The sequence below is a fragment of the Flagellimonas sp. B-3 genome (genome assembly GCF_056857835.1).
Window position 1 is genome coordinate 96,689 of sequence record NZ_JBSXNW010000018.1, and the last position, 17,150, is coordinate 113,838.

The 17,150-nt window shown below is 41.1% G+C and carries 15 protein-coding genes; 9 read left to right on the forward strand and 6 right to left on the reverse strand.

Annotated features, from left to right (window positions below; all coding sequences use genetic code 11):
• Window positions 1-237 precede the first annotated feature (237 nt).
• Together AC13CS_RS06655 and AC13CS_RS06660 are read left to right on the forward strand one after the other, a co-directional pair.
• A complete protein-coding gene (locus AC13CS_RS06655; protein WP_293163184.1) occupies window positions 238-1,749 on the forward strand; it encodes a DEAD/DEAH box helicase in 1,512 nt (503 codons plus the stop codon).
• Between the two features lie 569 nt (window positions 1,750-2,318).
• Window positions 2,319-3,554, forward strand: coding sequence for a glycosyltransferase family 4 protein (locus AC13CS_RS06660; RefSeq protein ID WP_293163186.1), 1,236 nt, complete (start codon window positions 2,319-2,321; stop codon window positions 3,552-3,554).
• A 483-nt stretch (window positions 3,555-4,037) separates the two neighbouring features.
• On the opposite strand, the gene AC13CS_RS06665 is transcribed toward AC13CS_RS06660, so the two are convergent.
• Window positions 4,038-6,209: an endonuclease MutS2 gene (locus tag AC13CS_RS06665; protein ID WP_293163188.1), complete on the reverse strand. Its 2,172-nt coding sequence runs from the start codon at window positions 6,207-6,209 to the stop codon at window positions 4,038-4,040.
• 227 nt (window positions 6,210-6,436) lie between these two features.
• Here AC13CS_RS06665 and AC13CS_RS06670 point away from each other — a divergent pair, with 227 nt between their 5' ends.
• A complete protein-coding gene (locus tag AC13CS_RS06670; RefSeq protein ID WP_293163191.1) occupies window positions 6,437-7,102 on the forward strand; it encodes a uracil-DNA glycosylase in 666 nt (221 codons plus the stop codon).
• Between the two features lie 10 nt (window positions 7,103-7,112).
• On the opposite strand, the gene AC13CS_RS06675 is transcribed toward AC13CS_RS06670, so the two are convergent.
• From AC13CS_RS06675 to AC13CS_RS06695, 5 genes are all read right to left on the reverse strand, one after another.
• Window positions 7,113-7,961: a substrate-binding domain-containing protein gene (locus AC13CS_RS06675; protein ID WP_293163194.1), complete on the reverse strand. Its 849-nt coding sequence runs from the start codon at window positions 7,959-7,961 to the stop codon at window positions 7,113-7,115.
• A 72-nt stretch (window positions 7,962-8,033) separates the two neighbouring features.
• Window positions 8,034-8,921, reverse strand: coding sequence for a nucleoside phosphorylase (locus AC13CS_RS06680; RefSeq protein ID WP_293163197.1), 888 nt, complete (start codon window positions 8,919-8,921; stop codon window positions 8,034-8,036).
• Window positions 8,922-8,925: 4 nt separating this feature from the next.
• Entirely contained in the window at window positions 8,926-9,858 is a 933-nt protein-coding gene (locus AC13CS_RS06685) for a DUF1835 domain-containing protein (protein WP_293163200.1), read from the reverse strand.
• A gap of 144 nt (window positions 9,859-10,002) precedes the next feature.
• A complete protein-coding gene (locus tag AC13CS_RS06690) occupies window positions 10,003-10,332 on the reverse strand; it encodes a translation initiation factor (protein WP_293163202.1) in 330 nt (109 codons plus the stop codon).
• 163 nt (window positions 10,333-10,495) lie between these two features.
• A complete protein-coding gene (locus tag AC13CS_RS06695; RefSeq protein ID WP_293163205.1) occupies window positions 10,496-11,446 on the reverse strand; it encodes a 2-oxoglutarate and iron-dependent oxygenase domain-containing protein in 951 nt (316 codons plus the stop codon).
• A 110-nt stretch (window positions 11,447-11,556) separates the two neighbouring features.
• Here AC13CS_RS06695 and AC13CS_RS06700 point away from each other — a divergent pair, with 110 nt between their 5' ends.
• The 6 genes from AC13CS_RS06700 (at window position 11,557) to AC13CS_RS06725 (ending at window position 16,940) form a co-directional block, all read left to right on the forward strand.
• The gene (locus tag AC13CS_RS06700; protein WP_293163208.1) at window positions 11,557-13,536 is read left to right on the forward strand and encodes a dehydrogenase E1 component subunit alpha/beta; all 1,980 of its coding nucleotides are present in this window, start codon (window positions 11,557-11,559) and stop codon (window positions 13,534-13,536) included.
• An 86-nt stretch (window positions 13,537-13,622) separates the two neighbouring features.
• Window positions 13,623-14,108: a lipocalin-like domain-containing protein gene (locus tag AC13CS_RS06705; RefSeq protein ID WP_293163211.1), complete on the forward strand. Its 486-nt coding sequence runs from the start codon at window positions 13,623-13,625 to the stop codon at window positions 14,106-14,108.
• Window positions 14,109-14,112: 4 nt separating this feature from the next.
• Complete coding sequence (locus AC13CS_RS06710; protein ID WP_293163214.1) at window positions 14,113-14,805, forward strand: YiaD family glycine zipper/OmpA-like lipoprotein; 693 nt, start codon at window positions 14,113-14,115, stop codon at window positions 14,803-14,805.
• Window positions 14,806-14,966: 161 nt separating this feature from the next.
• Window positions 14,967-15,296, forward strand: a complete 330-nt coding sequence (locus tag AC13CS_RS06715) for a hypothetical protein (protein WP_293163217.1) — start codon at window positions 14,967-14,969, stop codon at window positions 15,294-15,296.
• Between the two features lie 97 nt (window positions 15,297-15,393).
• Entirely contained in the window at window positions 15,394-16,311 is a 918-nt protein-coding gene (locus AC13CS_RS06720; RefSeq protein ID WP_293163220.1) for an EamA family transporter, read from the forward strand.
• Window positions 16,312-16,379: 68 nt separating this feature from the next.
• Window positions 16,380-16,940, forward strand: coding sequence for a DUF4251 domain-containing protein (locus AC13CS_RS06725; RefSeq protein ID WP_293163223.1), 561 nt, complete (start codon window positions 16,380-16,382; stop codon window positions 16,938-16,940).
• Window positions 16,941-17,150 lie beyond the last annotated feature (210 nt).

Here is a 17,150-nt window from a genome sequence, read left to right on the forward strand (position 1 = left end):
ATCTGGTTTAACAAGTGTTATAAGCTATCATTATACATTATAATCTCCATTTTTCCAAGTCCAAAATGTTATTGTTATCAAAATGTTATAAGCAAATACATTAATCACGAAAAAAAGGATTCAACAAGGGTTGTTGATACTATTTTAATATAAAAGCCTCCGAGTATTGGTCTCAAGCGCAAAAAACCTCTAATTTTGTAGGGTTTTTTATTTAAGAACCCTTAACGCAATTTCCCTTTGGAGGTAAACAAAGAAATCAAGAAGAAAACATTATACGATTATCAGGAAGAAGACCTGAACAAAATCTTCAAACACTTGGAAAAACTTCCTAAGGGTACCAATATTTTGTACCAATTGCCCACTGGAGGTGGTAAAACCGTGGTTTTTTCCGAGATAACCCGAAGGTTTATTGAGCAGACCGGTAAAAAGGTGATGGTGCTTACCCACCGTATTGAGCTCAGCAAACAAACCTCCAAAATGCTCCACGGGTTCGGTGTGGCCAATAAGGTAATTAACAGCGAGGTCAAGGAACTTTACGACCAGGACAACTATATGTGCTTTGTGGCCATGGTGGAAACACTGAACAATAGGTTACAGGAAGAAAAAGTAAAAATCAACAATATTGGTCTGGTTATTATTGATGAGGCCCATTACAATTCCTTTAGGAAACTTTTTAAATATTTTGAGGATTCCACAATTTTGGGCGTAACGGCAACACCGTTGAGTTCCAACATTAAACTTCCCATGAAGGACAACTATAAGCATTTGATCATTGGGGAGTCCATAAAATCGTTGATAGACAAACAGTTCTTGGCCAAGGCCAACCTTTATAATTATGATGTTAGTTTACGAACCTTAAAACTTGGCATCAATGGAGACTATACCGTAAAATCTTCCGATGAGTTTTACAGTGCTCACAGTATGTTGGGCAAACTGCTTACCGCTTACGAAGAGATTGCGAAGGGCACCAAAACACTAATTTTCAATAACGGTATCAATACCTCGTTGTATGTGTACGAGACTTTTAAAAAGGCCGGTTACAACGTTAGGCACTTGGACAACAAGAATACAGCTACCGAACGAAAAGAAATTCTGGATTGGTTTGCCAAAACACCAGACGCCATTTTAACCTCGGTAAGTATTTTAACCACAGGGTTTGATGAACCCACCGTGGAAAGTATTATCTTAAATAGGGCTACACGTTCGCTTACGCTATATTTTCAGATGATAGGAAGGGGCTCCAGGGTGCTGCCCAATAAAAATGAGTTCAATGTTATTGATATGGGTAACAACATTGCCCGTTTTGGCCCTTGGGATGCACCGGTGGATTGGCAGGAAATATTCCACTTTCCAGACTTTTACCTGGAAAATATTAAAAATGATGAGGAGATCGAGCGTGATTTTGTGTACGAGATGCCCGATGAGCTCCGTGCCAAATTCAGTAAGTCCGACAACATTACGTTTGATGTAAAAGCAGAGTACAAAAAAATATTCGCGCAAGGTAAAAAATCCAAGGTTGTACTGGAAAAAAGTATAGAACAACACGCCCAAATATGTGTGGAAAATAGCGAAGATGTATTCGATGCCCGTATTTTGGCCAAGGAACTCAAAGATGAGATTTCCTATCGTGTAAAGCAGTATTCGTATTGCATCATGAACAACACTAAAAACTACAAGGAGTGGTTGGAAGAAGATTATGAACGAAAGCTCCGCTCCAGTATCTCCAAAATGTTTGCAGCACGGATGTAGTTGGTTTTGAGTTTAGAAGTTTGATGCTCGGTGCTCGATGTCAGGAGTTCTGTTATTTGGTTATTGAGTTATTGGTGTTTCGGGTTTCTGTTCCCTGTCTCTTGTCTATTTTTTATGGTCTGGTTTCAGGTTTAATTATTTGGAACTTGTCTGTCAGAAAGAAGAGTGTCGTGTATCTTGGTTCCTAAATCCTTCTTTTTGTACTTGATGTTTGAACTTGACTCTTGCATTTAGTACTTGTCACATCGAGTGCAGTCGAGATGTCTTCTTCCGAGAAAATTAGTGTCATTCGTGTCAGATACAGATGTTGGTTTTTGATATTTTGATTTTTAGATTTGCTTACCAGTGAAGAAAAGTGTCTTGGTTCCTAAATCCTTGTTATTATATTTGATTGACCCTTGTCGACTGCCAATTGTCCATTGCTTACTGCGTTCTTGAACTTGAATTTGACTCCTGTATTTCCTACTTGTCACATCGAGCGCAGTCGAGATGTCTTTTGATTATTCTATGTACACTTACTACTTTTACCTATAATCCATAATCTTTTACCCAACTACCCTTAACCCAACATGCAAAAAAAACTCCTCGTAATCGGTTATGTATGGCCCGAGCCCAACACCACGGCTGCCGGCAGCCGAATGCAACAATTGCTGGAAACCTTTATAACCTTTGGTTATAAAATTACGTTTGCCAGTACCGCCAGTAAAACCGAGTATAGTTTAGACTTGCAACAAATGGGGATTCGGGAGGTTCCCATACAGCTTAACCATTCCAGTTTTGATGAATTTGTAAAAAAACTATCTCCCGATATAGTGTTGTTTGATCGTTTTATGATGGAAGAACAATTTGGATGGCGCGTAGCGGATTTTACCCCGAATGCCATCCGCATACTGAATACCGAAGATCTACACTCGCTGCGAAAGGCTAGGGAAGAGGCCCATAAAAAGAAGGAATCCTTTACGCTACAACATTGGAAAAACCACCCGATGACTTTACGGGAAGTGGCCAGTATTTATCGTTGTGATCTTAGTTTGATGATTTCCAGCCACGAAATGGAAATTTTACAACAGGAACTAAAGATTCCTGCTGAATTGTTGTTCCATTTACCTTTTATGGTTGATGTTTCAGAGATATCCAAAGATAAATTGGCCCCGTTTGATGCTCGAAGAGGGTTTGTTAGTATCGGCAACGGAAAACATGCACCCAATGTGGATGCCGTTCACATCTTGAAGCAAGAGATTTGGCCCAGGATACGCAAACAACTACCGGAAGCCGAAATGCACATCTATGGAGCATACTTACCCCAACAATTAAACGAAATGCACAACCCCAAAACCCGTTTTTATGTACACGGATGGGCAGAGGACGTAGATGCAGTACTCCAAAATGCCCGAGTACTACTGGCACCGCTTCAATTTGGTGCGGGAATCAAAGGAAAATTATTGGATGCCATGAAAACGGGCACCCCAAGCGTGACCACAAACATTGGCGCGGAGGGTATGCACGGCGACCTGCCTTGGAACGGTACAATTACTGATGATTGGGACAGGTTTGCCCAAGCCGCAGTGGATTTGGACCAAAACCCGACCGCTTGGGAAAACGCCCAACGGCGAGGAAGTGAATTGCTTCAAACTTTTTATGATAAAGAAAGCATGCAAACCCAATTAAAAGAACAGTTACAACAACTAAGCAAAGCTTTGCAAACCCATCGTACACAAAATTTTATAGGGAAATTACTACAGCATCAAACCATGGCCAGCACCAAGTATATGGCGAAATGGATTGAATCAAAGCAGAAGGAGTAGTTCGATATGGCTTTAAAAAGTTGTATGGACATGCCATTAACCTATCAGCCAGGGAGCAGCTACAACAAACAACTAATGATTGTAGTAGGTTTTCAGAAGTAGGGCTATCAAATTTTCGACAATGAATCGTTATAAAAGTTCCCTTGCAAGAATCAAAAGAATTTAAAGATTAGCTCTTGAGGGTTGTTTTTTATGATTGTCGAAGTCCAAAGTTTCCAAATCTTGAAAGGTTCCGCAAGAAACCTGCCTCTTAATGAGTGATTGTGACTTTTTTCGTTTGGTACGCGATTCTATTTCCTTATTTAAAAAATTCACGGGAAAATATTTTATCCAAAAACGAGTTCAGAGCTGTTTTATTATTTAATACACAATTAAATTACTGAAATTCAGTATAATTAATCCAATTTATTTAAAAAAGTATATTGGTTAATTTAAATTCTGTTTGTTTATCCTTTTGAAGAACCCAAGGTAGGAATAAATCTGTTACTTCTTCGCCTCTACCAATTCCAATTGGTCCACGCTTACGTTGGTGGTAAACATACCGTAATTCACCACGGCCTTGCCTTTTTCTAAAGTGTCAATGCTGCCCACGGCCTTGCCGTCCATTAAACGGACGCGGTCACCTACCTTAAAAACAGGTCGCGGTTTGTTCTTTTCGGCCTTAATTTCTTTTTCCTTTTTAATTTTCTTCTCTACCCGTACTTTTTTGATTTTTTGCTCCAATTCTTGGGCCACTTGTTTTTTCTCTTGTTGCTTGGCCTTTGCTTTTTTAGCCGTGATTTTTTTACGCTTGCTGTTTTCTGTTTCCACAATGCGGAGCATCTCGGAAATTAACGGTCTTTTTTTCTTGTCGATAAAGTATTTCTCCGCGGCGGTGTTCACTTTGTTGCCCAGTTGGATCATACGCTGGTTGTGGTCGTACATTTCTTGGTAGCTCTCCAGTTTGGATTTGATCTTGGAGTTGAGCTGTTCCAATCGTTCCGATTCTTCACGGGCCTTGGCTTCCTCATCTTTGAGCTTGGAGCCCGTTTCCACCATTTTACTGCGCTCTTTTTGCAGTTTGGCAATCGTGGCATCAAAACGGACCTTTCCGCGTTCAATTTTCTTCTTTGCCTTATTAATCAAGGAGTAGGGGATGCCGTTCTTTTGGGCCACCTCAAATGTAAAGGAGCTTCCCGCTTCGCCCAAAACCAACTGAAAGGTAGGCTCCAAGGTTTTGGAGTTGAACAGCATATTGGCGTTGGTGGCATGTGGTAGTTCGTTGGCCAAAGCCTTTAAATTGGCATAGTGAGTGGTAATTACCCCATAAGCTTCTCGCTCGTAGAACACTTCCAAAAAAGCTTCCGCCAAAGCACCGCCCAATTCGGGGTCACTGCCCGTACCAAATTCATCGATCAAGAACAGGGTTTTATCGTTGCACTTTCTTAAAAAGCGGTTCATGTTTTTGAGTCGATAACTGTATGTGCTCAAATGATTTTCAATGGATTGATTGTCTCCGATATCCGTCAAAATTTGATCAAAAAAGCAAACGGAACTACGCTCGTGCACCGGAATCAACATACCACTTTGAAGCATCACTTGAAGCAATCCAATGGTCTTCAAAGTGATACTTTTTCCACCTGCATTGGGCCCGGAAATCACAATGATTCGGTTTTCCTGATGCAGTTTTATGGTCTGTGGCCAGGTCTTCTCGTTTTTTCTTTTGTTCGATAAATAGAGTAGAGGGTGGTACGCATCACGTAGAAACAATTCCCGCTCCTCATTAATTTCAGGCAATAAACCATCCATTTCACTTGCATACCTTGCTTTGGCTGCGGTAATATCTGTATCGGAAAGATGCTTTTGATATTCCTGTAACAACTCCCGATATGGTCGAATCTCGTCGGTGAGCTTGTTCAGGATGCGCTGGATTTCTTCTTTCTCCTCAAACTCAAGATTGTTGAGTTCTCTGGTGTAGGACAAGGTGGCCTCTGGTACAATGTACACAATGCTTCCTGTTTTGGATGTGCCCATCACCGTGCCCTTTACCTTTTTGCGGTGCATGGCCTTTACGGCCAATACCCTACGGTTTTCCACAACAGATTCGCGGATTTCATCCAAAAAATCCGAGGATTGATAACGCCCAAGGGCCGCACTAAAACTTTGGTTGATTTTACTGCGCACCTCATTGATCTGGCTGCGGATGTATCTCAGCTCATCCGACGCGGAGTCTTTGATCTCGCCAAACTTGTCAATAACATCATCAATGGCATTGGGTATTTCCGGGTGAAGCTCCAAGGTATTCACTTTATCAAAAAGTAGCGGATAGTACTCCTTAAATTTTTTGAAGAATTTTTGGTGAATGGCCACCGTTTTGCAGATGCCGCCAATTTTTCGAAAGCCCGAAATTTCCAAGGTACTGTTGTCAATCTTGAGCAGCCCCAATTCACTGTTGATATGGTCGAAACCATGATTGGGAATGCGGTTGTCGTTGGAAAAAGACGCCAAATACTCGGAAGTCTGCCCTAAAATAGCCATCAATTCTTCCTTATCTTGGAACGGTTTTACGGCCAGGGCTTCCTCTTTGCCCAATTCGGTATTGCATCGCGCGGCGATTTGGGTCAATACCGTTGGGAACTCTAGATCCTGAAGTGTTTTGGGGTGAATGTTTCGCATCTTTTTCTACTAGCAGCGCAAATATAGGATTTTGAAGGGTTTTTGAAGGTGGGCATCTGGTAAAAACAATTCGCTTTGCGTACTTTTGATTCAATACTCAAATTTGTACTAAAGTGAGGAGTGACAATACCGTTATCTACATTATTGCAGGCGTTATCTTGCTACATTTTTTGGTGGGCATAGGGTATTTAATCTATAAATTGACCAAAAAGAAGTAAAGTCATCACATGGACGTAAACATTGAGCCTAGTTGGAAAGCACAATTGAACAACGAGTTTGAACAACCTTACTTTCAGCAATTGGCTGCTTTTGTGAAGCAGGAATACCAGCATAATACTTGTTACCCAAAGGGTAAGGACATTTTTTCTGCCTTTGATCATTGTCCATTCCAAGAAACCAAAGTGGTCATCATTGGTCAAGATCCCTACCATGGGCCGAACCAAGCGAATGGGTTGTGCTTTTCCGTAAAAGATGGTATTCCGCATCCGCCATCCTTGGTCAATATTTTTAAGGAAATTAAAACCGATGTTGAAAAGCCTTATCCCGAAAGCGGTAATTTGGAACGTTGGGCAGACCAAGGTGTACTTTTGTTGAACGCTACGCTAACGGTAAGAGCGCATCAGGCGGCGAGCCACCAAAATAAGGGTTGGGAACAATTTACCGATGCGGTTATAAAAACAGTTTCCACCGAACTGGAAGGTGTTGTTTTTCTGCTTTGGGGCGGATTTGCCAAGAAGAAATCATCCCTAATCGATAAAAGCAAGCACCATATTCTGACTTCTGGACATCCATCGCCTTTGAGTGCCAATCGTGGGCTGTGGTTCGGTAATCAACATTTCAGCAAAACAAACAAGTTACTGGCCCAGATGGGCAAAGAGCCGATTGATTGGTGAAAATGCCAGGTTATTTCCAGAGGAATGTTGAAGCATTTTTGACTTCTTCAATCAAATTAAGGTCAAATAATCTGGATTGCACCTCGTTCACGGTTGCTTCAGAAAGTTGTTCTTGTCCCCACGTAGTTTTGGATAGCCATTCTTGGATATCCTCCAGTTTTTGCTCGTATCTGTTGGATAGTGTTCTATCAATACTTGGAATTTGTTTAAACTCCGAGGTGTAGGTATTTATCACCTCCAAAATATGGCGCAACACGCCTACGTTTTCTTTTAGAAATGCATCCGAAGCAGCAATCACAAAACAAGGCCAAGGGGTAGGGCAGTCGCCCACTCGTTTAAAGGTTCCGTTGTCCACGAGCGGTTTGGTGGTAAAGTGCTCCCACATAAAATAGGCATTGGAGCCATTTGTGAGGTTTTCTACGGCGCCATCAAGGTTGTTTACGATTTCAAATTCGAGGTTTTCGGTGTCCCATCCTTGGTTTTGTGCATTGATGTAGGCCATTAAATGACTGCCACTACCCATACGGCTGATGGCAATTTTGTCATCTTTTAATGAGGTGATGGAGTGTCGGTCGCTATTTGCATCTACATGGATTCCCCAGAGCAGGGGGGAAGAGATGTATTCCTGAACAATTTTACTTGGATTGCCCTGCGAAATACTTTTTATAATGCCCTCCGTAAGAATGATACCCATGTCCGCTTCACCATCTTGAAGCATTTGGGTCATTTTTCCCGTTCCTTCGGGAATATCCGTCCATTCCAATTGAATACCTCGGTCTTCAAAGGCATTATCTTTCATGGCAAGGTGCCAAGGCAGGTTAAAATGTTCGGGGACACCTATTATTTTTATGGTTTTCATCTGTTTGGATTCTTGATAGGGGTTAAAATTATGATTCCAGATGGTATTTTCTCAAAAATATGGTCTAAAAAATTATACCAGTTGACTTTCAGCAATGCATTTTAGGGTGTATTGAATCAGCTCGTCAACAGTTTTATGCCCTTGTTTGGAGAACTCCCCCGTGGCCCTATTGGCCAATATGGCATTAAGGGAAACAGCTCGGTGTCCATGTAGTTTTGCAATGCCGTAAATGGCCGCTGTTTCCATTTCTAGGTTGGTTATCCTCAAATCTCCAAATGAAAAACCCGCTAACTTTTCATTGAAATCGGCAATGGCCGGGTTTAAGCGTAACACCCTTCCTTGTGGCCCATAAAATCCTGAATTTGTAGCGGTTAAACCTAATCGTATACGATTTGAAGTGAAAATATCTGCTAAATCCTTATCAAAATCGACCGCATAGGGGTGGATATTGTACTTACTCCAATTTAAGTAGGCTGCAAGTGCTTGTTCCATCTCTTTGTTTTTGATGTGCCCGCAATCATAGAAATGTAAAAGATTGTCAAGGCCAATACCAGTGGCGCTCATCAAAAAGGAATCAACAGGGATATCTGGTTGCAAAGAGCCAGATGTACCGACCCGTATAAAACTGAGCTGTTTTTTTTTGGACTTTATTTGTCGAGATTGAAAATCTATGTTCGCCAAGGCATCCAACTCATTAAAAACAATATCAATATTGTCCGTTCCGATGCCTGTAGAAACAACAGAAATACGTTTACCTGAATAATAGCCAGTATGGGTGACAAATTCTCGCTTACTTTTCTTTATTTCGATGGAATCAAAGTATTTGGATACCTCGCGCACCCGTTCTGGGTCACCAACCGTGATAATGGTGGTGGCAATGTCATCTGGAAGAAGATTTAGATGGTAAATGCTCCCATCAGGATTCAGAATAAGCTCTGAACTGCCCAAAGATGAGCCCATTTTATTATAATTTAAGGATTCGGTCCGTATCGCTATTATATAGGAAGTTATACTTTAAAGAACCCCCGAGATACATTTGATTATCACGTAGTTCCGAATAGTAATTTGCTTCTTGCTTTAATACGTGCAATCCTTTTTTGGTCAATTTTACAGGGTCAAAAGAACTGAACAGAGGTTTTAAGGAAGAAATCATGCGTTCGTATTGCGTATCCCCAAAACCATAAAAACCTTGGTTGGTCAATAAATCCTCCAAAAGCTCTTTTTTGGATTTAGGTTTTTCTTGTTTGGCCACTTCCAAAATATGGTTTTCCAAATCGTTAAGCCCATTTTTAATGGTAGGGAAGCGTTTAAGGTGGGTTTTCAGCGCATCCGATAGGTATTCAAACTGAAAATCGTTGTTGGCAATCTGGTTTTCCAAGCGGATAGGATTGTCGCTGCAATAGAGTTGCCATATATAATCGGCGTATTCAATATCATCCTGCGAAAGAACCTTCCTTTTGTCGTAAAGATCAAGTAACTTTTCGTCGCCGAGTTCATTTAAACCATAAAGTTTACTGGAGCCTTCCACTTTGCCACTACAGACCAACGAGATTTCGGCATGCCTTCTGTGCTGTTTTAGCCAGCTAAGTACGGCAAGCATGTTGATTTGGCAAAAGAGGTCGTATTCAAACCACAGTACAATATGGTCCTGTTGCTTGTGGTTGCAGAGTGACCGATATTCCTTGAGGGTTTTTTCTATGAACCAGGATTTGGAGACTTTGTAATTTTTGTTTAGGAACTCGAACCTTGTTTTCCAAAACGATTCGCTTCCTACCGTGGAGAGGGTTTTGCCTTCGCAAAGCATTTCTCTCCAGGTAATTACATCCCCTTTTAAATCTAAAGACTGTAATCTGGACGTGAAACTGTCCCCGTTGGTTATGTGCAACAGTGATTTCATTTTCAGCTCAGTTTTCGTTGGTTAGGAAGAATAAAAGTAAGGTTTAAAGCAAGAACACAAAAATTTTTTCACAAAACATTGGTATTCCGATCAAGTTTTTAACATGAAATAAAAAGTAAATCAATTTTTTGTTGATTTATCGAGTCATCCACCGACACGCTTTACGGAAAAGCCGTTTTTTTTGAGATAGTCCATAATTTTATCCCTGTAATCACCTTGGATGATGATGGTTTCGTTTTTAAAGCTTCCGCCCACGCCCAAGAGTGTTTTTAGGTCTTTGGTCAATTTTTTAAAATCGCTGTCGGCACCGTTGTACCCTTCAAGAATGGTTACAGGTTTCCCTTTTCTCTTTTCGTATTTGCAGATAATGGGGTCGTCTTGTAGCCAATAAGAGGGCTTTTCTTTGTCATTATCGGGCTCTTCTTCTGGTTCGTGGTCTGGAAATAAATTTTTAAGCTGATCTCCTAAGTCCATTATTGGTGTTTTTGTATATCAGTAATTGTACCAGTGACCTTGAAGGTTTGTGCCGATGCTTTGTTTTTGCCCTCTTGAGCGCAGTCGAAAGGCAGACATAAACATCTCGACTGCGCTCGATTTGACATTTGGATTGACCACTGGTACAATTGTGTATGATCGATTATTTTTTTATCAATCCTAGTTCTATCAATCTTTCGTGTAGATACTGTCCAGCGGTAATATCCTCAAAAGCCTTGGGATGCTCATCATCAATACAATTTTCCAAGCAGTCAAGAGGCATGTCGCTAACAGGGTGCATAAAAAACGGAATGGAATACCTCGATGTGCCCCAAAGCTCCTTCGGAGGATTTACAACTTGGTGGATGGTGGATTTTAGTTTGTTATTGGAAAGTCTAGACAACATATCCCCAACATTGATCATCAATTGGTCGGGTTGGGCAATGGCATCTACCCAGTTTCCTTCATGATCTTTAACTTGAAGACCTTTTCCGTGGGCGCCCATCAATAAGGTAATCAAGTTGATATCGCCATGTGCGGCAGCCCTGACGGCGTTCTTAGGTTCTTCGGTAATGGGCGGATAGTGAATGGGCCTTAAAATAGAGTTTCCATTTTTTATGTAATCATCAAAATAGGTTTCTTCCAAATCCAAATGTAAAGCCAATGCTCGCAACACATATTTTGCGGTTTTTTCCAGCATTTTATAGGTTTCCTTTCCAACTCGATTAAAATCTGGAAGTTCTTCAACCATAACATTATCTGGGTATTCAGCTTCCAGTTCCGGATTGTCTTCCACATATTGACCGAAATGCCAAAATTCCTTCAGGTCGCCTTCTTTTTTGCCTTTCGCATGCTCTTTTCCAAAGGAAGTGTATCCTCTTTGTCCTCCAATGCCTTCAATTTCATACTTATCCTTAACCTCTTGTGGTAGATTAAAGAACTTTTTTATTTCGTCATAAAGATTTTCCACTAACTCATCCGATAAAAAATGTCCGCTCAGTGCCACAAAACCGATATCCTCAAAAGCAGCCCCGATTTCTTTGACAAACTTTTCTTTTCTTTTTGGGTCACCCGAAACAAAATCTTTCAGGTCCACACTTGGAATAGCACTCATATTGTCATCTTTGAAATAATGTCAAAAATAGGGAATAATGCTGAAGGTTTTAGAATTTTAAAGCGTTTTGAAAGGCTTTTTACTACATTTAACCAATAGAATTTTATTGTATGAGGTATCATATTGGCAGCTTGGAACATGAAAAGTTGTTGGATTTGTACAAAGGCATGCTTAAGCCGAGAATGATAGAGGAAAAGATGTTGATTCTTCTAAGGCAGGGCAAAATTTCCAAATGGTTTAGCGGTATAGGACAGGAGGCTATTTCCGTGGGTGTTACAAAGGCGCTCAAGGAAAGTGAGTATATCCTCCCCATGCATCGAAATCTAGGTGTTTTTACCTCCAGAAATATTCCTTTGAACCGACTTTTTGCGCAATGGCAAGGAAAACAAAGCGGTTTTACCCAAGGTAGGGACCGTAGTTTCCATTTTGGAACTCAGGAATACAAGATTGTTGGCATGATTTCGCATCTGGGCCCTCAACTCGGAGTGGCCGATGGAATTGCTTTGGCCGATATGTTACGGAGAAAGAAGCGGGTAACGGCCGTTTTTACGGGAGAGGGCGCCACCAGTGAAGGGGATTTTCACGAAGCCTTGAACGTGGCCTCTGTTTGGAACTTGCCCGTGTTGTTCTGTATTGAGAACAATGGTTATGGGCTTTCCACGCCGACCAACGAGCAATACAATTGCGAACATTTGGCGGATAGGGCCAAGGGGTATGGCATTGAGTCCAGAATTATTGATGGCAACAATATCTTGGAAGTGTACGCAAAAGTAGATGAATTGTGCAAAGCCATTCGGAGGAGGCCGCGACCAGTGCTTTTGGAATTCAAAACGTTTCGGATGCGTGGGCACGAAGAAGCAAGCGGAACCAAATATGTCCCAGATAAGTTGATGAAGGAATGGGAAAAGAAAGACCCTATTTCCAATTATGAAAGTTTTCTATTGGAAGAAGGGGTGCTTACAGAGGAAAATATTGAGGCAATCAAGCAAGACATTTCTGAGGAAATCAATACCAATTTGAAGCTTGCTTTTGATGAACCTGAAGTTTCCCTAAATGAAACTAAAGAATTAAATGAGGTTTACCAAGAATTTAACTATCAGAATATTGAACCTGAATCAAATGAATCTGAAAACATTCGATTTGTTGATGCCATTTCCCAAGGATTGGAGCAATCCATGTACCGCCACAACGAACTCATTATTATGGGGCAAGATGTTGCGGATTACGGGGGTGTTTTTAAAATTACCGAAGGTTTTGTGCCCAAATTTGGAAAAAGTCGGGTACGGAATACACCCATTTGTGAGTCGGCGATTGTTTCCGCGGCCATGGGTTTGTCCATTAACGGAATGAAGGCTGTTGTAGAGATGCAGTTTGCCGATTTTGTGAGTTCTGGGTTCAACCCTATTGTCAACTATTTGGCAAAAGTGCATTATCGTTGGAACGAAAAAGCCGATGTAGTCATTCGAATGCCCTGCGGCGGCGGTGTAGGGGCGGGGCCATTCCATTCCCAGACGAATGAAGCTTGGTTCACCAAAACCCCCGGACTCAAAGTGGTATACCCCGCATTTCCTTATGATGCCAAAGGATTGTTGGCCACAGCGGTTAACGACCCCAATCCAGTGCTGTTTTTTGAGCATAAAGGGTTGTATCGAAGTGTTAAAGGTGATGTTCCTAAAGATTACTACACCTTGCCGTTTGGCAAGGCCAAACTTTTAAGGGAAGGGAACTCCCTAACGGTGGTTACCTATGGTGCAGGCGTACATTGGGCTTTGGAAATTCTCGAAAAACACCCTGAAATTGCTACAGATTTGATTGATTTGCGAACGCTTCAACCATTGGACACCGAAACTATTTTCAATTCGGTAAAAAAGACCGGGAAATTGATTGTGCTTCATGAAGACACCTTATTTGGAGGTATTGCCAGCGATATATCGGCCTTGGTCATGGAAAACTGTTTTGAGTTTCTGGACGCTCCCATAAAAAGAGTCGGCAGTTTGGAAACCCCAGTACCCTTTGCAAAACCACTTGAAGCCAATTATTTACCAAAAAACCGATTCGAATCATCATTAATTGAACTATATCAATATTAAAATCAGTTGTTTAACTTTTTTTTGATAATTTAACAACTATAAATACGTCCCCAAACGTATATTTTTTGAACATTAACTTAATACTTATGATAAAACGATCACTTTTACTTTTTACGGTGATGGGATTTTTATTCTCATCGTGTTCCATTTCCAAAAGCGCTAGAGCACAGCGAAATTTGTTTAGTGGAACCTGGAACTTGGACAATGTTTACTACGAAAACAATACCGGAAACTTTAAATCCGTCATTTTCAACGATGCAGAGGACATCTGCTTTGAGGATAGCGAATGGTTTTTTAGAGACAACAATAGTACTGGGAGATACACCATAGCCCAAAGCTCGCTTTGTCAAGGAGGCGACCGTTTTTTTAGATGGTCCGTAGTGGAGCCGCAACAGAGTTACCAAAGCCAGCTTCAATTTAAGTTTATTGACGATAAGCGAAAGGATATTTCCGGTGGGTACGGATACCGTTTGAACATCGTTAACCTGTCCGAACAATCCATGACCCTTAAATCCAATGTGTCGGTTGACGGTACACCCGTTACTGTTGTTTATGAATTCTCAAAAAAATAATTCCATGAAAAATATAGTTTTAAAAGGGGCAACGGCTTTTTTGGCGTTGACCATGATTATTGGTTGTGATGCCATCAAAAATGCGAACAATACCCAAAAAGGTGCCGCAATTGGTGCCGGTGGCGGTGCCGTTATTGGTGGTGTAATTGGCAACAACGTAGGAAAAGGAAATACAGCTCTTGGCGCCATTATCGGAGCTGTGGTCGGCGGTGCTGCCGGTGGTTACATTGGTAATCGCATGGATAGGCAAGCTGAAAGAATTGAACAGGAAATCCCAGGTGCAGAAGTGCAAAGGGTAGGAGAGGGCATCAATGTTACCTTTAGTGGTGAGAACGGTGTTTATTTTGACACCAATAAGTCTGACATTAAAGGAGCTTCCGCTACCACATTGGACAAATTGGCCGGAATTTTTATGGAATACCCTAAAACCAATATTTTGGTGGAAGGACATACCGATAGCGATGGTGCCGCCGATTACAACATGGGGCTTTCCCAACGTAGGGCACAGGCCGTAACCGGGTATTTGGTGGCCAAAGGCATTTCCAGTGGACGTTTTACCACCAAATGGTATGGCGAAGAACAACCTGTGGAAAGCAACGATACCGCTTCAGGTAAAGCAGCAAACAGACGAGTGGAATTAGCTATTATTGCCTCTGACGAATTGAAAGAGGAGGCTTACGAGCAGACCGAAAATTAATTTTTTCCGCACCTAAATTGTATAAGACCCGGTTTTTACCGGGTCTTTTTTTATTTATGTTAAATAAATCATTAAAAGATAGTTAACTATATCAGTATTTGTAAGTATTTGTTTAACTTAAAGGGTGTCAAATAATTAATGCTAAAAATTCTTGCGAGCCAATGGAACATATCACCCAAAATAGTATCGAATATGAACAAGATGTACTGATGCGGGTGGAACGAAACCAGAGAATGGTGCAACGCCTGTCCGAAAAACTGAATTCGTACATTTATGAACCTAAGTGTCCAAGGCGGTTCGAAAAATTTTACGAACTGAACAAACACATCCAGAGTTATAGAGCTCACGAAAAGCAGGTAATGTCTAAAATTAGAGAGAGAAAGATAAATTTTGATGCAAAAAACAACGAAATTGAAGAGCATTTAAATCGCTTTAAAAAATTGGAAAGCGAGTTTGCATCCTACATATTTGATTTAAACAAACCGCTATAATCCATTCAAGCAGAAAAATCAGCTAAAATTTGGCTTCACAGTTACATACTCCACTAAACATACGTAATATTGCAGGGCGATTAAACTGTCCTTATAAATGGCAAAATCCTCCAACTCTGCTCTCGTCATCCTGGCTTTTTTTGCCATCTATGTTATTTGGGGCTCTACCTATTTGTTGAACAAAATAGCTGTATTGGAACTGGAACCCTTTATGCTGGCCAGTTTCAGGTTCACCTTGGCGGGTCTCTGCATTTTTCTTCTGGCCAAAATAATGGGAACCTCCCTGCGAATCACTAAAGAACAACTTTTAAATACCCTGATTGCCGGAGTACTTTTCTTGAGCATTGGCAATGGTTTGGTAGTTTGGGCCCTGCGTTATGTGGATACGGGCTTTGCAGCTCTGGAAATTTCTTCGCAGCCCCTCATTATTCTTTTGTTGATGCGCGTACTGCAAGGCAAAAAAATTCAGCCCATGTCCGTTGTTGGTGTTGTTTTTGGAATAATTGGAATCTATTTGTTGGTAAGCCAAAAACAGATTATTGCCCAAGAAGAGTCCATTGTAGGTATGATCATGATTTTTTTCTGCATGTTCTGCTGGGCCTACGCCAGTCTTTTTGTGGCAAAGGCAGACCTGCCAACCAATTATTTTGTGAACACAGGCTACCAAATGTTCTTTGCAGGTCTTGTTTTAAGTTTGATGAGCCTTGGTTTCGGGGAAGAATGGACTTCACCACTAGCTTGGGAGGGTAAGGTGCAGTTGGCCATGGTATTGCTTATATTTTTGGGAAGTATAGTAGCCTTTACCTCATTCAACTATCTGCTTAAGGCCGTTTCTCCGGAAAAAGTGGCAACCTCTACCTATGTAAATCCAATTGTAGCGCTGTTGTTGGGATGGTATTTTCTCGATGAGAAGATTACCCTGCAATCCATCATAGCCGCTGCGATTCTTTTAACAGGAGTGTATTTTATCAACACTAAAAAAACGTTGGCCATTTTTGAACGCTTTAAACGTTAAGACACCGTTATTTGTCTCGGAATTGGTTTGGTTATTTTGTAATTTGTAAGATGTTAATAGTCAAACCAATGAAGTTTATTGTAAAAATTGGAGCTTATATAGTGTTATTGGTGTCCATTGCTTGTGCATCGAGTAAAAACCAAGCAACACCCGAGGAGATTGCTGCTTTGGACAGGATGATTTCCGACCAACAGTTCAAAATTGAAGCCAATTGGGCACAACCCATGGCCAGTCAAGGATTAAATAGCATTGCCAATGCTAGACTGTTACCTTTCGGGAGCACGGCCAGCCGAATAGATATTTCGGGTACGGGCGGATATTTACGCATGGTGGGCGATAGCGTTAAAGCAGACCTTCCTTTTTTTGGGGAACGCCAAATGGGAGGGTATTACCATCCAGATAAAGCGGGAATCAAATTTGAGGGAATTCCAAAGGATCTCTCTTTCTCTTCCAACAAAAAGGATACTGGAAAAACCATGCGGTTTACAATTAGCCAAGAATCCGAGAATTTTCAGGTAATTGCACAGCTCTATCCGAGTGGACAGGCTAGACTTGCCGTTTCCAGTTCCCACCGAACCAATATTTGGTATCAAGGCCATCTTTCGGAATATAAAAAGGATGAGGAGTAATTTTTTATTGAAAATAGCTTTAAATCAAAAAGAGCCCTGCCACTTGGGTCAAGACTCTTTTACGAGAACACTATATGAAAATGAAAAAATTACTTTCAGAATTAATTACAGGTAAACGTACATTGGTAGCACTGCCATGAAGAAATAATTGTTGTGAAGGGACATTTAATTGTTGTCCTCTAAGTATTTATTGTCACCTACAATAATCAC